This window comes from Bombella intestini (assembly GCF_002003665.1).
In the GTDB taxonomy this organism is placed as follows: domain Bacteria; phylum Pseudomonadota; class Alphaproteobacteria; order Acetobacterales; family Acetobacteraceae; genus Bombella; species Bombella intestini.
Genome location: NZ_JATM01000001.1, coordinates 302,826 through 318,158 on the forward strand (window position 1 = coordinate 302,826; position 15,333 = coordinate 318,158).

The following is a 15,333-nucleotide window of genomic DNA, read 5'->3' on the forward strand; positions in this document are numbered from 1 at the left end:
ATGCTTCAAGAACGTGTATCAATTTTGACGCCGAGCTATGAAAAGCACGTGGATCAGTACTTTTCTATGGTCAGGAGTATAAAGAAATTTTGTACTGATTTTCATTTAATTGATTTTGTTGTTGTCTTAGAGAGGGTTAATAACCGTCTTTTTGAAAAACGTTTTGAAGAGATGGGTATAGAAAATTTTAGAATTGTAGAGACAGAACAAATTTTATCTGATTGGGGTGTTGGGGATACTGCTTCTTCTTTTTTAAAAAGGGTAGGAAAATTTACCTTCCAAACTTCTAAAAAATTGGGAGCATTTAAATATATTAAGACAGAATGGGCTATTATACTCGATAGTGAAGGACTTTTTTTAAAGAGATTTTCTATAAGAGATATTCTTGACGATTATAAAAAGAGAAAATATATTTTTTATTCAGGAACAGAAGCGCGAGGGCAGCTTTGGAATAATTCTTTAGGCTGCCAAGTGAATAAAAATGTTTCTCATACATTGAAATTTAACATTACCTCACGTTGGTTTATGGAATGTTTTCATTGGTTCTATGAAACACAAAAGGTTAATGAACTTATAGAGTATTGTAGAGATACGCTATTCTTTTCTTATCTTACAGATAAGAAGCAGGGGTATAGTGATTTTCTCTATGAAGGACGGCATGTAGATTTTTTTGAAAATATTCTTTATTATGGGTTCTTGTGGAAGAAGTATAATAACGAATATGTTTTTTTTGATTTGAAAGAAGAATTTTCTCTTTTGTTGCCAAAGGAAATATCTGGACGTTTTATTCTAGATGAGCTTCCATTTTCGCTTTTTGGAAATGATTATATTTTAAATATATTGGCTCCTGAGGATATAAAGACAATTTATCCTTTTTTGGAGAAATTTAGGTTGCCTTTTTTAAGGTTGGAGCCGGCTTTTTTTGATACTAGGTATTTGCTTGAGTTGGAGAAAGCTCCATATTTAGTTTCTACTATTTCTTCGCATCATGCAATTTGGCTAAAGAAACGGATTGCTGTCTGTATTTCTGGTGAATTTAGGCATAAGATTCACCGTGTTCCTGAACAGCAAGTTAGAATGTTAAAATCTTTCTTATCTGGCGTTGAATGTGATGTTTTCATCCATGGATGGCACTCTACGTCAGAAGCTTTGATTATTAATGAATTAAAGCCTAAAAAGTATCTTTTTGAAGAGAGAAAAGATTTTACCTCGTTAGTAGAGGAAATTTGGTTTCGTGAGCCGAGACTTAAAGAAGGCCGTGATCATGGTTCTCTATCTATGTTTTATAGTTTAGAGCAGGCATTTAATCTGATTGGGAATGATGTAGAACAGTATGATTTTGTTGTGAGACTGAGACCTGATATCTATCCTGACTTGTCTCTGAAAGATATTTTAATTAAAATAACCGACTTAGGTGATTTTAATGAAGGATCAATTTATTTCCCTAGGAACTATCATTCAAAGGGAATTAATGATCAGATAGCTATTGGAGAAACAAAATGTATGGAGACTTATTTTAGAACATTTTCATATATTAAGAAAAATATTAGTGAGTTATTTTTTAATCCGGAATATATCCTTCTAAAAAATATATTAGAACATCAAATTAAACCACTTATGGTTGACTTGCCTTATGCATTAATGCGTGAGCTTCCAATGAAGATTTTTGATATTGGTAGAGTTCTACATGATCAAGAACATATTTGGTGGTCAAAGACGGATAATCTGCCTATTTCTTATGATTTGTCTGAGTATTTTACAGATAAATTGAAGTCTATGGAAACATTGATGTTCAATAAAATAACGGAGCCATTGTATATATCATTTAAAAATCCTTTTACAGGACAGTGCTGGGTAGAGGTTATTAATAATGATAATAACCCGTCAGTAGAGATTAATCTTTATAAGAAGAGAGGTCTTGATTGGTGTGTGATCCCGTTTGCGGGCAATGATGTATTGAATGTCGCAGATAACATTGATGAAATGAAAAAGTTTTTTTATCAGGAAGACGATAAGTATGTTCTTTCATTTTGGAGTTGGCGCGATGGGGAGTTCACAAACAGGAGAGTAGTACTTAGTGCTAATGCTTGGATAGCAAAGGCTCCATTTGCTAGGGCATCTAGGGATAAAGCTTGGAAGAAATATATTCAGGTCGTGGAAAAGTTTCATGATCCTGATAGAAAATGGATGGCTCATATTTATTTGAAGCCTTATGTATTCAAACTATTTTATAGTACTCTCCGTCTATTGAATCAGGGCGATAAGAAGAGGAAGTTATTAGAAAATCCTAGAGCTTTTTGTAGGGATTCAAAGGTAGGTTTAGTTCGTTCATTTGGAAGGAAATATTTTATGTAGCTTAGTCTAAGCAGGAGTATTAAGAATATATAATACTCCTGCTTTACAAGCATCATGGTTGTTTTATATAGATTCTTCCGATGATTTTTTGTGTGAAAAATGATTTTGAATCTCTAAAGAAGGCTTGAGGGTATAAAAGAAATTTATTGCGCATTTTTTTAGAAAGAATTTGAGAGTATACAAAAAATATTATTTTCTGAATTGGTGTCAGATCCTCATGGAGGGGGGAAGCGTTTTTTGTAAATTCTTTAAAAGAAAAAGTATTTTGAGATATTCTACGAATGTTCTTATCTACATCCCCTTGAAGGATTTCTTCATATTGTATTGATCTATTCAAGACCATAAAGCGCCAGGCATCTTCTGTAAGACAGGCAGAACGTTTGTATGGATTGGTAAGTTCTTTCTGATAATTTTTGTTAATTCTTAGGTCAAACTCCTCGTGGCTGAAAATATAAAAATTATCTAGCATTATATCCATGCATAGCTCCCGGGAGCTCAGGTCATTAAGATAGTCGACTTTAAGAGTAGGGTGAATTTTTTGAAAATATTGAATATATATATATTGCTCTACGGCCAATCTTAGATTGAAGTGTCTTTCTGAGATATTCGCATATCTTGGTTTGTTTTTTTCAAAAAAGACAGCGTCTTGAAAGGTGTAAGGAGGGATATCCCATATTTTTTTGAGATCTTTTGTTAGACCAAAATTTAGCCAGTCGCTTATATGTAGAGGAAGACGTTCATCTGAATAGGGATTGAGAGTATATATCCAAGGAACAAGCACTCTTTTCTGGAAGAAGGCTGTTTCGGATTTGCGGGGAAGCGCATGATTGTTGCAATATAGATCAATAAAGTTAGAATTGAGGAAAATAGCATCATTTCTAATGCGTAAGGTATAAGTTTTACTGGCAATCGATAGTCCGTTATATGAACTTTCTATCAGGTAATTAATATTATTGGGATTACGTGTATCGTCTTTAATAGGCGGAAGGGGAAGGGCCGTAGATTTTTCATTAAAGAGAAGATAGTTGCATGCGTTGTTAAAAGTATTGATAGCAGGCAAAATCGTATAATCATCTTGTGGATTGTTTATAATTCTTTTTATTAATTGATTGCTACTCGACGTACCTTCAAAAAATAGACAATCTGTTGTTGATATAGAAAGAATGATTTCGGCATCGGGTAATATATTTCTCCAATGTGCACAATGGTTGGCAACTTGGAAAATATTTTTTCTTGTGACAGCTCCTTGAACAACTATTGAAATATTTTTTCTGATAAAAGCGGCTGTATGATGGATCGTCATAGTATAAGAAGAATCTTTCGATAGGAGCTAACTACACAATAAATAGCATTCACACTATCTATACTTAATTGTGTAGATGATTTCTCATTGAAAATCCACCATTGATACAATCGGTAGTATTAATTGGTTAATTCTTTTTTTTTGGAAATGTTCTAAAAACCACGATAGGAGATAGTCCAAGTCTACAACTTATTGAAGGATCAAACTATCATAGCATCTGAGGTTAGGCTATCTACGGTGGGTATGATATTCTAACATCGCTCACTTGGCATGGGAAGTAAAAGTGGCGGAGAGAGAGGGATTCGAACCCTCGGTACGCTATTAACGTACACACGCTTTCCAAGCGTGCGCCTTAAGCCGCTCGGCCATCTCTCCGCGAGCGATGAGGGAACAATATCATTATTCCTGATGAACGCAAGCCCCTTTCTGAGAATTTTTTATAAATTTTTCAATGAGAAGGGCAGATTTGATGCCAGGACGTTCTTCCACCCCTGATGAAACATCCACGGCGCGCGTTTTACTGACACGCACGGCCTGTGCCACATTATCCGGTGTCAGTCCTCCCGCAAGAAGCCACGGGGCAGGGGCATGCCAGTGTTCTGTCAGGGTCCAGTTAAAGGTACGTCCCAGACCGCCAGGACGTGTGTCGCCTTTTTGTGAAGGGGCTTCAATGATGTAGCCATCAAAGGATGTATCACTGGGCAGGTCCTCGGTTCTGGCAACTCCACGGGCCAGCCAGACTTTTTTGTTAGTCTGGTGTTTCAGCGTCAGAGCTGTTTTTTCATCTGTATACAGCTGAAGGATATCCAGCGGGACTTGGTTCAGTGTTGCAGCGACCTGCTCAAAGGTTGGTTTTACGAAAAGACCGACACGGAGAGGTCCGCCCTTATCGGCAGTTGGAATGGCGTTATGAAGCCTGGCAGCCTGTTCGGGTGTTACAAAACGGGGGGAGGCGGGATGAAACACCAACCCCACCCAATGTACGCCCGTTGCCGCACAGGCTTGCATGTCCTCTGTGCGGGTTAGGCCGCAGATTTTAACCTTTACCTGCATCGGGTAACGGCCTGAAGCTCGTTCTGAATGGCTTGTGCTGCAGCAGCTGGATCATCTGCTCTAGTAATAGGGCGACCAACAACAATCCAGTCGGCTCCGGCCTGTGCCGCCTGTGCGGGTGTCATGATACGTTTCTGGTCATCTGTATTGCTGCCAGCAGGGCGGATACCGGGCACAACAAGCTCCGGCCCGTCGCCTAGAGCATCACGGAGTGCTGTGATTTCATGAGCGGAGCAAACAAGTCCATCAGCCCCAGCACGAATGGCCATTCGCCCTAGACGCACCACTTCGTCTAGTGGAGTGGCATTGATGCCGATTTCATTAAGGCTTTGTTCATTCATGCTCGTTAGTACGGTGACGGCGAGCAGTTTAGGCCGCTTTTCATCATTATCGAAAGCATCTTCCAGTGTAGCACGGGAGCGGCTAATCATTTCGGCACCGCCGAGCGCATGGATAGTCATCAAGCGCGGCTTGATAGGGGTTAATGCCCTTAGGCCTGAGGAAACTGTATTGGGGATATCATGCAGCTTCAGGTCAAGAAACAGATCTTGCCGGTTTCCCAGAGCTTTGACGGCATCCAGCCCACAGGCGTAGGTGAATTCCAGTCCTAGCTTGATAGCATCGACTATTCCATCGAGTGCAGTAGCCCATTGTAGGGCTTGGTCGTAAGAAGCGGTATCCAGTGCGGCGATGAGGCGGGTACGATGAGCAGACATAGGGAATAAGATCTTATTTCTGTGAGGAAGGCTGGGCAGTCTCTGTGCCCGGGGCAGAACTGCTGGATTTGAGCTGGTCCAGACGCTGATGGAGCTCAATGAGCTGTTTGTGGGAGCTGCGAAGCTGTGATTCGGCTTTGCGAGCCCGTCGACGCTGGCGTAGCTCACCGGTCAGGCCGAGCAGAATTCCCAGCACCAAGGAGGGGACAGCAAGAAGAGCGATGAGTTTCCCCATTTTGATGGAGAAACCGAATGACGCCAACCAGACGGTCGCATCATCCAGATTGCTCATGGCAAAAATGGCCGTGAAGGCCAGAAAAAGAACGATGATCAAAAGGCGAATCATGAAGACTGCTCCTATCCTGCCTCATGGCAGTGAACAAGATAGACCAAGAGAGGGATGAAGAATGCTGTTGAATGTTGTGGGCGGACTTTAGAAGAACTCTCCCATTATGTCATCTATGGGTTTCATCTTTACATGATGCCCCTAACGGGGGGAGGTGTTATCCTCCCTAAAAGGAAGAAACTCTGGTATAGCCACTTGGGCGTCATCCTAATGATGGAAGGGCTTGTGGGAACAAAATGAACACGGACGGGACCTCTTTGGAAGTAGTTGTAGACGATCGGGCAAGGGCTCCTGTCTGGTGTGAATTTGATGCTGCGTGGTATCGCCGTCGTTATGCTCGTCAGTTGGCAGAATCAGGAGCTACTTGGACGGATGCCCAGCTTGTTGAAAGATGGCAAAATCATAAAGAAAAAGAAGGCGCATCTCCCAATAGGTATTTTGATGAAGAATGGTATCTGAAGGCTTATCCCGATGTCCGGCGTGGGGTGCAGGAGAAAGGCATTTTCCAGAGTGGCTTCCAACATTACGTTGATGTTGGCTATCAAAGTTGTTCAGGACACTGGCTTTTTTTGGCCGAATATTATCTCAGAGAAAATACAGATTATAGCCTCCGGGCCATGCGTGATGCTGGCTATGTTAATGCGTATGACCATTTTCTATGTGTGGGAGATTATGGGTTCCGTTCACCCCATTTTCTGTTTGATGCCGAACTTTTTATTCGTGAATGTTTAAGGGAGAATATCCCATTCGATCCTTCACAAGGGGCTTTTAGCCAGTATCTGTCCCTTGAGAATTCGGACGTCAGGACGCTCAGAACATCATGGTATTTTGACCCTATTTGGTATCTTGAGCGTTACCCTGAGGTTGCAGCCTTGATCAATGATGGGGTGTTTGTAAGTCCTCTCCATCATTACATGAGCTGTGATAATCCGGGGGATTATGACCCGAACCCATATTTTGATGAAGCATATTATCTGGCACAGAATCCCGATGTTGCAGAGGCCGTAAGAAGCGGGGTATTCCGCAATGGTTACGCCCATTTTATACGGGCAGGCATTGATGAGCAGCGTAGTCCATCTTCAGACCTAGACTTCCGGTCTTTTGTGGCAACACTGGACCTACCCCATGTGCTTAATCTAGCTCATGTCGATAATCCATTTCTACTGTGGGTTCTGCGGCAAGAGGGGCAGGTCAGTGCCAACTCGCCCGAGATATCCGTGACAGCAGCCAACAAGCTGGCCTTGCAGAAGGTAGAGGCCAGCTTGCCTTCTCTTTTTCGTCGTCCGCTGAGATTTGTTCAGCAAGAGCAGCCACAGCTGAGTGTTGTTCTGTTCTCAGAGGGCAACTACCTGCTCGACATTGCTACGCTGACCTCCCTGCACACACAGGGTATTCCCAACCTACAGGTTATCGTAGTGGGGACGGGTAATGCTCTGTCTCGACAACGGCTAGATCAGGCTGTTGAAGGCCTGCAGCATATCGTCAGTGATAAGCTTCTGCCACAAGCGCAGCAACTGCAGCGAGCTGTGCCGCTTCTTGCTGGAGAGCGCATTCTGCTGTTGGAATCTGGCGTGCAATTGCTGCCAATGACTCTTCCTACCGCTTTGACCTTCATGATGGAGGAAGGAACTGAAGGTGGCGGTAAACTGTTAACAAGCAGCAATACTGTACTAGAGGCAGGCAGCGCCGTGTGGCGTGATGGTAGTATGACCTGCCACGGGCAAGGAGAGAAAGCACAAGCGCAATCCGTCAGTTTCCAGAGGATTGTAGAGGCTGTGCAGGGAGGGATGCTATTCTGCCATCGCAAGGGTCTGGAAGACGCTCTAGGGTATCTAGACGGACATAAAGCAGAACCTTTCTTTCCTTGTTTCTCCATAGCATTGAGAGCAACGGGAAGGACGTTGTCATATTGGCCCACTGTTCAGGCCAAAATGCTAAATACTACGCCGGAAAATTATACAAGCCGGACCATGGAAAGGGAGGCATTACGGCGACTATTTCCTATTTTTCTACCTGGACATGCCATAGCTGGGGGAAGTGTCAGAACCGGGAAAAGTTATCGCCCTCTTGTTATGATGGTTTTCCCTCATCTGCCACGTTTGGTTGAGGGGGGGCCAACGCAGCGGATTATGCAGCAGATTGACGCTTTCCGCTGGCTAGGGTGGCGTGTGCTTATTGTCGGTCTGGACCGGAGGCATGAGGATCGGCTGGTTGTCCCTCATGACTATCCGGCTGATGTGGAATGCTGGCGGGGCATAGAGGATTTTCCATCCTTCTTGCGAGAATGGCAGGCCGACATGAAGATGCTCTGGCTAAGTGGGACGCAGGTTCTTTCCAGCCTTGGCCCCGTTCTTGCGACAGGAGACTTTGCTGTCCAAGACAGGCTGATTGTTCTGGATACCGTCAATCAAGATGGCACGTCCCTCAAGGTTATGGAAGAACATCTACGGCGGCTGGTTGGTGTCGTAGATGAGCCGGCACGCCTCATGAGAGAGGCCCGGAAGGAGCTGGAATATGCTTGGCTCTGTCAGGGGATTGTAACAGGCGATGAGCGGACGGCTGCACTGTTGCACAGGCTGGGCTATGGCATTGTAACGTCTCTTCCTTACGCTGTTTCTTCTCGTCAGTTGGGGAGGGACGATGAATTTGGGCGGCGTCAGGGTATTCTTTTCCCCCTGTCCATCTATCGTACCGGGGATGCTGGGCATGATGGCTTTGACTGGTTTTGCCTTTCTGTAATGCCGCATCTGCAGCGTCACTTTGGCACACAGCCCTCTATCGGCATTGGGGGATATCATCACCCTCTGGTTGATTTAGGCTTCTATGAACGTTTGGCACCGCTGGACGGGCTGGCCGAGATGGACACGTTGCCGAGCATGATGGATCGCTGCCGTATTCTTATGGATCCATCACGAGTTCTCACGACGCAGGCTACTGAAATACTGGAAGCCGCAGGGCGGGGTGTGCCGGCCGTATTGAATAGCGTCCAGATGGAGCGTCTTGGCTGGAAGGATGAAGAAGAAGCGTTGGATGGTGGGTTTAATGATCCGCAGCGCTTTGCCCAGCAGATCATCCGTCTTTATGAAGACCCGCAGCTTTGGAGTCGGATACGCCACAAAGCGCGTGACACGGTGCGTGAAAGGCATGGTCATGACCGTCTGCATAAGATGTTCGGACAATTTATCGAGACATTGCTTAAGGGGCCCACCACGATGGAACGGCCTTGTAGGGAGGAGAGCAGGCCACAGCGCCGGGCTTTTGCGCCATCCCCCTTGCGTATTGTGCTGAAACCAAGTGGCGAAGTGTTATCTGCTGTAAAAGAGAATTCAGAAGAGCTTGACGAGGAATTGGAAGACGAGCTCATGCCACTTCCCACCCGTTTGGGCGTGACATTGCCAGAGGAACAGCGGGGCCAGAAGGAGAATGCTGAAAATGAGTGAAAAAATGGCAGAAGTTCTCCGCTATGTGGAGAGCAATGGGGATGCCGCTTTGGAAAGGCTGTGTGATCTGCTGCGTATTCCCAGCATTTCTACACAAAAGCATCACTCTGCTGATTGCCGAAAAGCTGCGGGCTGGTTGGCTGATGAACTACGGGGGCTTGGTTTTACAGCTTCTCTTCGAGAGGTTTCGTGGGCGGAGCCGGGACACCCTATGGTGGTCGGACATGATGAAGCCAATGAAGAGAAGTTACAGAGCGGGCAGACGCATGTTTTGTTTTATGGTCATTACGATGTGCAGCCGACAGACCCTGAAGTGCTTTGGAACACAGACCCGTTTAAACCTTGCCTGAAAGAAACTGATGATGGCCGTAAAGTCATCGTGGCACGGGGGGCGAGTGATGATAAAGGGCAGGTGATGACCTTTATCGAGGCCTGCCGGGCGTGGAAGGCTGTCCATGGTGAATTGCCTGTCGCCGTGAGTTTTCTACTGGAGGGTGAAGAAGAATCCGGTGGGGAGAATCTGCTACCCTTCCTCAAGGCGAATCTGGAGGAGTTAAAAGCCGATGTCGCTCTGATCTGCGACACTGCCATGCCGGACCGGAAGACACCCGCTATCACGACCTCTCTTCGTGGCACTGTGGCAGAGGAGATAGAACTTGTCGCTGCGTGTCAGGATCTTCATTCTGGCATGTATGGTAATGCAGCTGCCAATCCGGCTTTTCTGCTTTGTCAGATCATTAGTGGTCTGCGTGATGAGAAGGGGCGGGTTACACTGCCCGGTTTTTATGATGGCGTGACTGAACCAGATGAACAGGTACGTGCGCAGTGGCGGGCTCTTTATCCTGATGATGCGGCCCTACTGGAAGGTGTCGGTCTTTCTCAGGCGGCAGGGGAACGGGGATTCAGTGCTATTGAACAGACGTGGTGCCGTCCGAGTTTTGAAGTCAATGGCCTGACGGGTGGTTATCAAGATGACGGATTTAAGACCATTATTCCGGCACGGGCTTCCGCAAAATTGTCATTTCGTCTGGTACCAGGGCAGGACCCTCTAAAGATTCGAGAGGCGTTCCGGGCTTATGTTCGTGCCGCTCTTCCTGAAGATGTTGATGCTGTTTTTACGAGCCATGGAGCTTCCCCTGGCTTTGCGGTGAATGGCGAAAGTCCCTTTCTGCTGGCAACGTTGGAGGCATTAAGTTCGGAATGGGGACAGCGGGCCGTCATGACTGGGTGCGGAGGATCGATCCCGGTAGCCGAGGAAATTCGTGAAGCCCTCGGGATGGATGCACTCATGGTTGGCTTTGCCCAGGCTGATGATCGGATTCATTCGCCCAATGAGCAGTATGGTCTGGATTCGTTCTTCCATGGCATCCGCTCATGGGTGCGTATACTGGCAGCTCTGGCACGCTGATTCCTATAGGAGGCCGATATGGCATTGCCCATTGCTCTGACTATGGGAGACCCAGCTGGCATAGGGCCAGAACTGACACGTCGTGTATGGAGCAACCTTAAGGCCAGCGGGCGGGTGTTTTTCTGGATAGGTGACCCCGCTCTATTGGGGGCGAACACTCCATATCGTGAGATACGACATCCCTCAGAAGCGGCCTCCTGTTTTGTTGATGCATTGCCCGTGCTGCCGTTATCTTGCCCGGAGCCGGTTTATTCTGGCTGTCCTTCGCCGGGCAATGCCGTAACGGTAATTGAGAGTATCAGAAAGGCCGTTCATTACACGTTAGAAGGTGCTGCCAGTGCTGTTGTGACGAATCCGATTGCCAAGCATGTGCTTATGGCATCCGGCTTTCCTCATCCGGGACATACAGAGTTTCTTGCAGCGTTATGTGGAGCGACTGGGCAAGAGGTTATGATGTTGGCCTGCCCGGAGCTCAGGGTCACGCTGACTAGCGTCCATATTCCTTTAAAGAAAGCTATTGATACACTTTCGACAGATCGGATCGTTGCCGTGTCACGAGTGACAGAAGCGTCACTTCGGCGGGATTTTGGCCTTCCTCAGCCACGGCTTGCCGTAGCAGGCTTGAATCCTCATGCCGGGGAAAATGGTATGATGGGGGGTGAGGAGATGCGGATCATCCAGCCTGCTGTGGAGGCCCTTCGCAGAGAAGGAATGAATGTAATCGGTCCTATGCCGCCCGATACGATGTTCAGCGCAGCTGCCCGTCCTCGGTATGATGCGGCTATTTGTTTATATCACGATCAAGGGTTGATCCCAGTTAAGACGCTAGACATGGCCGGAGGTGTGAATATCACGTTAGGGCTGCCTATTATTCGCACTTCGCCGGACCACGGCACGGCCTTTGATATTGCTGTCGGGCCGGAAGAAACAGGAAAGGCAAGTATTTCAAGCCTTTTGTCTGCTCTCGCTATGGCCCATGATATGGCTCTCCAGCGTGTCATGAGTGATGCGCAGACTTCATGAAGAGGGAAAGGAACGGTCCATGATCCGTCTTGGTATCAATGTTGACCATGTTGCGACATTGCGTAACGCACGGGGGGAGTGTTACCCGGACCCTGTCCGTGCCGCTAAACTTGCTTTAGAGCATGGGGCTGATGGCATCACTGCCCATCTACGTGAGGACCGCCGTCATATTCGGGATGAGGATATCAGACGCCTTAGGGATCTGTCTGCACCTCTCAATTTCGAAATGGCAGTTACGGATGAGATGGTCGCTATGGCCTGTGACCTGAAACCTCACGCTTGTTGTCTCGTCCCTGAAAGGCGGGAAGAACTGACAACCGAAGGGGGGCTTGATGTCGTAGGATTGCGGGATAGCATAGCGTCGCCTATCAAAAGTCTTCTGGAAGCAGGTATCCGTGTTTCATTATTCATTGACCCAGAACCAGAAGCTATCCGTACGGCAGCTGCGCTGGGCGCTCCGGTGATTGAACTGCACACGGGGGCTTATGCTTTGGGGAAGGAAGGAGAGTTGGAGCGTCTGCACAAGGCTGCCCAAATCGCTATAGAATGTGGTCTGGAACTTCATGCAGGGCATGGGCTGACCTATGAAAATGTGTCTCCCATTACAAAACTACCAGGCTTGAGAGAACTCAATATTGGGCATTTTCTGATTAGTGAGGCTGTTTTTGTAGGGTTGGGAGCATCTGTACGGCGAATGAAAGATCTACTTTCTTAAAACAAGTAGCTTTTTATGGAGAGTTTCCTTGCCGGTGCGGAAACTCTCCTGTTGTTGTTACTTGGATTGCATGTTGATGATGGGCAAGCCGTCATTACCCTGATGGATGTTGAGCAATCCATTATTCCGATAGACCTTCGGGATAGCTCCATCCTTAGGGGCGGGCTGGATAAGAGGTTCGCCCGGCTTATGATCGTAGTTTGGAACAAACTTGCCCGATTTGTCGGAATAGGTAGCCTCCGGACGCTGCTCCTCTGTCGGCATAGAATGGAAAGCTGAGATCGGTCCCATTGGCCAGAAGCCCGGGGCACTACGCATTGTTCCTTCAGGCTGTCGTGCGCAGCCGCGGGTGATCATAGAGCAGATACCATCTTCACCTACATATTCGTCATTGTCCCCCGCGTAATGGATCTCAGAAATGCGGTCATGGTCAATACGGACGAGCATACGGCATGCTGAACCCGGTTTTCCAAAAAGCTGTTGATACCCGTTGATAACATCAGGGATATTGATAGGAAAAAGAGACGTACCCTGCGTACTGCTGACTGTCGCAACAGAGCGGGTTATATCATATTCCCATATGGCAACATCATTGGTAAGGGCTTTGGTAGAGTTGGGAGCTCCCGCGCAGGCCTGTAGATCAAATGTTGTCATGCCCACCATTTCATATTGTGCTTTGTGAGCTTCTAGAGCATCCCAGTAACCACAAGCAGACAAAGGTATGGGTAGTAGACAGGTAAGCCGGAATAGGATTTTCCGAAACGTCATTCTCTCTCCATAAGAGTAGAAAGGCAGGTAAGTATGAGATGCTGTATCATGTTTTTCTTTCTGTCGGAAAGATGGGTTTTAGTCTCCGGAGCAATCGGTTAGAGAGGAGGGCCGTTTCCCCTTTTTGGAGTTTTCTTTATGGCCGATATTTCAGCTGCTGAAGCCCCCCGTTTGCAGAAAGCACTACGCCGTCTTTTGGGTTCGCCAGAATTGACGGTGCAGCTTCCACCCCGTAAGGGCATGAGTGTCGAAATTGCAGTGGCTGGTGAGGTCGTTGGAACCGTTTATCGTGATGAAGATGAAGGCGAAGTATCTTACGCCATCAATATGACGGTATTGGAAGAAGATCTACCCCCAGCCTGATCAACGGGATAGTTTGTTGATCAGAACCTCTCACCCTAAAAGGTGAGAGGTTTTTTTTATGTCTTTTGCCTTCACGATAGAGGTGCACAATTACGCTTCAGCCAAGGATGAAGCTCTGTTTCCAACAGTGGGAGCAATTTGTCTAAAACCACAGCGTGATAGCGGTCTAACCAGTGACGCTCTTCTGTGGTTAGTTGCTCTATGGCAATCAGTCTGCGATCAATAGGTGTATGAGTTAGAACCTCGAACTCAAGGGAAGGTCGAGTGCCTTCGGGAAGGGAGCTTTCTCGTACAAGAAGCAGATTTTCAATACGGATGCCATAAGCCCCGACTTCGTAATAACCTGGCTCATTGGAGAGAATCATTCCCGGCACAAGGCCAGTTGGTCGTGGTGCCACGGAAATGGATTGAGGCCCTTCATGCACGGAAAGATAGCTGCCGATGCCGTGGCCTGTTCCGTGATCAAAGTCTAGCCCTTGATTCCAGAGGGCTGAGCGAGCGAGACTATCCAGTCGGTAACCGGGGAGCCCCACGGGGAAGCGTTGGCGGCTGAGGGCGATATGACCTTTCAGAACAGCTGTAAAGGCTTGTCGGATGGCAGGGGGGGCTTCATCCGGACCGGTCCAGACTGTTCGTGTAATGTCCGTAGTGCCGAAAGGATATTGAGCACCGCTATCAACCAGATAGACGCTATTCTCCTGAAGTATGCTATCACGCCCAACCTCTGCCCGATAATGGGGGTAGGCTCCATTCTGTCCAGCTGCTGAAATTGTCTCGAAACTAGGACCTTTATAGGCTGGAGACATAGCCCGGAAAGTTTCAAGTTTTTCCGCCAGTTCTGTTTCATGATGGCCAATACCATGCTCTTCCAGCCAGTAGAGGAAACGAGCAAGGGCAATGCTATCCAACTCATGCGCTTGACGACTGCCATCCTGCTCTACAACCGTTTTGATGGCCTTCGGAAGGGTGCAAATATCCGTTGCATCAATAATGTGAGCTCCGGCCTCCTTGAGCATCATGTTAAACCAGACGGGCGTGGTCGCCGGGTCTACTCGGACCACTTTGCTGGAAAGAGCCTTCAGAGCATCGGGAAGTTCATCAGGGTGTCGTGGGTGTATGCCTGAATCTTCAATTTCATCATGAAAACGTGAAGCATCGGCGAAAATAGTCGCCGTGCTGTCAGCATGAAGGATACCATAGGCGTGAGCGACGGGGGTCATAGCAATATCTTGCCCCCTGATGTTTAGAAGCCAAGCAAGGGACGGACAGTCCGCAAGGATGATGGCGTCCTGTCCTTCTTCACGCAGCTGCTGAGCCAGACGATTCCGTTTGCTCTGGCTGGTTTCGCCCGTAAGGTTGAAAGGCTGATGATAAATCAGATCAGCTGGTGGAGGTGGCTGATCGTGCCAAGCCAAATCAATCGGGTTTTCAGATAAAGGAATTAACTGAACTCCAGCAGTTTGCCATGAGGAGAGATCCCTTTGGCTGGTCAATCTGGGATCATATCCAATACGTAGACCTTGTCCATTCTGGGATAGCCACTGCCGGGGAGGAACGTGCCCGCTATGATGGGTTTTCCATAAAGTGGAAGGTGCTTGTTCGGCCATTTGGACTGTGTAGCGGCCATCTGAAAAGACGCTGCCTTTTTCTTCCAGAAGAATGGCAAGCCCAGCACTGCCAGTAAACCCTGTTAACCAAGCTAGTCTTTCGGAATGTGGGGCGACATATTCCCCTAAATATTCATCACCACGCGTGATGATGAAGCCAGAAATACCGAGCTTATTGAAATATTGGCGAACGAGGGCAGGACGTTCCTGTAGGGGGATGGAAGAGAGAGACACAA

Annotated in this window: 12 protein-coding genes and 1 tRNA gene; 6 read left to right on the forward strand and 7 right to left on the reverse strand. The window is 47.1% G+C overall.

The features are described from left to right. Window positions 1–2,355: a DUF6492 family protein gene (locus AL01_RS01435; protein ID WP_077395855.1), complete on the forward strand. Its 2,355-nt coding sequence runs from the start codon at window positions 1–3 to the stop codon at window positions 2,353–2,355. A gap of 52 nt (window positions 2,356–2,407) precedes the next feature. Here AL01_RS01435 and AL01_RS01440 read toward each other — a convergent pair whose 3' ends face one another. The 5 genes from AL01_RS01440 to AL01_RS01460 form a co-directional block, all read right to left on the reverse strand. Next, complete coding sequence (locus AL01_RS01440) at window positions 2,408–3,658, reverse strand: WavE lipopolysaccharide synthesis family protein (RefSeq protein WP_077395491.1); 1,251 nt, start codon at window positions 3,656–3,658, stop codon at window positions 2,408–2,410. Between the two features lie 284 nt (window positions 3,659–3,942). Beyond that, window positions 3,943–4,033 (reverse strand) — tRNA-Ser (locus AL01_RS01445). Window positions 4,034–4,057: 24 nt separating this feature from the next. After that, window positions 4,058–4,711 carry a phosphoribosylanthranilate isomerase gene (locus AL01_RS01450; protein WP_077395492.1) on the reverse strand — a complete coding sequence of 218 codons (654 nt, stop codon included), beginning with the start codon at window positions 4,709–4,711 and terminating at the stop codon, window positions 4,058–4,060. Beyond that, window positions 4,702–5,427: an orotidine-5'-phosphate decarboxylase gene (pyrF, locus tag AL01_RS01455; RefSeq protein WP_077395493.1), complete on the reverse strand. Its 726-nt coding sequence runs from the start codon at window positions 5,425–5,427 to the stop codon at window positions 4,702–4,704. The genes AL01_RS01450 and pyrF overlap by 10 nt, the downstream gene beginning before the upstream one ends. A gap of 13 nt (window positions 5,428–5,440) precedes the next feature. After that, window positions 5,441–5,773 carry a hypothetical protein gene (locus AL01_RS01460; protein WP_077395494.1) on the reverse strand — a complete coding sequence of 111 codons (333 nt, stop codon included), beginning with the start codon at window positions 5,771–5,773 and terminating at the stop codon, window positions 5,441–5,443. A gap of 257 nt (window positions 5,774–6,030) precedes the next feature. Between AL01_RS01460 and AL01_RS01470 the strand changes: the two genes are divergently transcribed. Genes AL01_RS01470 through AL01_RS01485 form a run of 4 tightly spaced genes read left to right on the forward strand, consistent with a single transcriptional unit; the run spans window position 6,031 to window position 12,359 of the window. Beyond that, window positions 6,031–9,213 carry a glycosyltransferase gene (locus tag AL01_RS01470; RefSeq protein WP_158075911.1) on the forward strand — a complete coding sequence of 1,061 codons (3,183 nt, stop codon included), beginning with the start codon at window positions 6,031–6,033 and terminating at the stop codon, window positions 9,211–9,213. Further along, window positions 9,206–10,621, forward strand: a complete 1,416-nt coding sequence (locus AL01_RS01475) for a M20/M25/M40 family metallo-hydrolase (RefSeq protein WP_077395497.1) — start codon at window positions 9,206–9,208, stop codon at window positions 10,619–10,621. The genes AL01_RS01470 and AL01_RS01475 overlap by 8 nt, the downstream gene beginning before the upstream one ends. A gap of 18 nt (window positions 10,622–10,639) precedes the next feature. After that, window positions 10,640–11,644 carry a 4-hydroxythreonine-4-phosphate dehydrogenase PdxA gene (gene pdxA / locus AL01_RS01480; protein ID WP_077395498.1) on the forward strand — a complete coding sequence of 335 codons (1,005 nt, stop codon included), beginning with the start codon at window positions 10,640–10,642 and terminating at the stop codon, window positions 11,642–11,644. Between the two features lie 19 nt (window positions 11,645–11,663). Further along, entirely contained in the window at window positions 11,664–12,359 is a 696-nt protein-coding gene (locus AL01_RS01485; RefSeq protein WP_077395499.1) for a pyridoxine 5'-phosphate synthase, read from the forward strand. Between the two features lie 57 nt (window positions 12,360–12,416). On the opposite strand, the gene AL01_RS01490 is transcribed toward AL01_RS01485, so the two are convergent. Next, complete coding sequence (locus AL01_RS01490) at window positions 12,417–13,127, reverse strand: hypothetical protein (RefSeq protein WP_241502648.1); 711 nt, start codon at window positions 13,125–13,127, stop codon at window positions 12,417–12,419. Window positions 13,128–13,265: 138 nt separating this feature from the next. Here AL01_RS01490 and AL01_RS01495 point away from each other — a divergent pair, with 138 nt between their 5' ends. Then, the gene (locus tag AL01_RS01495; protein WP_077395500.1) at window positions 13,266–13,490 is read left to right on the forward strand and encodes a DUF3126 family protein; all 225 of its coding nucleotides are present in this window, start codon (window positions 13,266–13,268) and stop codon (window positions 13,488–13,490) included. Between the two features lie 71 nt (window positions 13,491–13,561). On the opposite strand, the gene AL01_RS01500 is transcribed toward AL01_RS01495, so the two are convergent. Next, window positions 13,562–15,331, reverse strand: coding sequence for an aminopeptidase P family protein (locus tag AL01_RS01500; protein ID WP_077395501.1), 1,770 nt, complete (start codon window positions 15,329–15,331; stop codon window positions 13,562–13,564). Between the last annotated feature and the right edge of the window lie 2 nt (window positions 15,332–15,333).

Coding starts and splice junctions, on each gene's coding strand:
- AL01_RS01440 (WP_077395491.1), bottom strand. CDS start 3,658: ATGACGATCCATCATACAGCCGCTTTTATCAGAAAAAATATTTCAATA.
- AL01_RS01460 (WP_077395494.1), bottom strand. CDS start 5,773: ATGATTCGCCTTTTGATCATCGTTCTTTTTCTGGCCTTCACGGCCATT.
- AL01_RS01485 (WP_077395499.1), top strand. CDS start 11,664: ATGATCCGTCTTGGTATCAATGTTGACCATGTTGCGACATTGCGTAAC.
- AL01_RS01435 (WP_077395855.1), top strand. CDS start 1: ATGCTTCAAGAACGTGTATCAATTTTGACGCCGAGCTATGAAAAGCAC.
- pdxA (WP_077395498.1), top strand. CDS start 10,640: ATGGCATTGCCCATTGCTCTGACTATGGGAGACCCAGCTGGCATAGGG.
- AL01_RS01495 (WP_077395500.1), top strand. CDS start 13,266: ATGGCCGATATTTCAGCTGCTGAAGCCCCCCGTTTGCAGAAAGCACTA.
- AL01_RS01450 (WP_077395492.1), bottom strand. CDS start 4,711: ATGCAGGTAAAGGTTAAAATCTGCGGCCTAACCCGCACAGAGGACATG.
- AL01_RS01475 (WP_077395497.1), top strand. CDS start 9,206: ATGAGTGAAAAAATGGCAGAAGTTCTCCGCTATGTGGAGAGCAATGGG.
- pyrF (WP_077395493.1), bottom strand. CDS start 5,427: ATGTCTGCTCATCGTACCCGCCTCATCGCCGCACTGGATACCGCTTCT.
- AL01_RS01490 (WP_241502648.1), bottom strand. CDS start 13,127: ATGACGTTTCGGAAAATCCTATTCCGGCTTACCTGTCTACTACCCATA.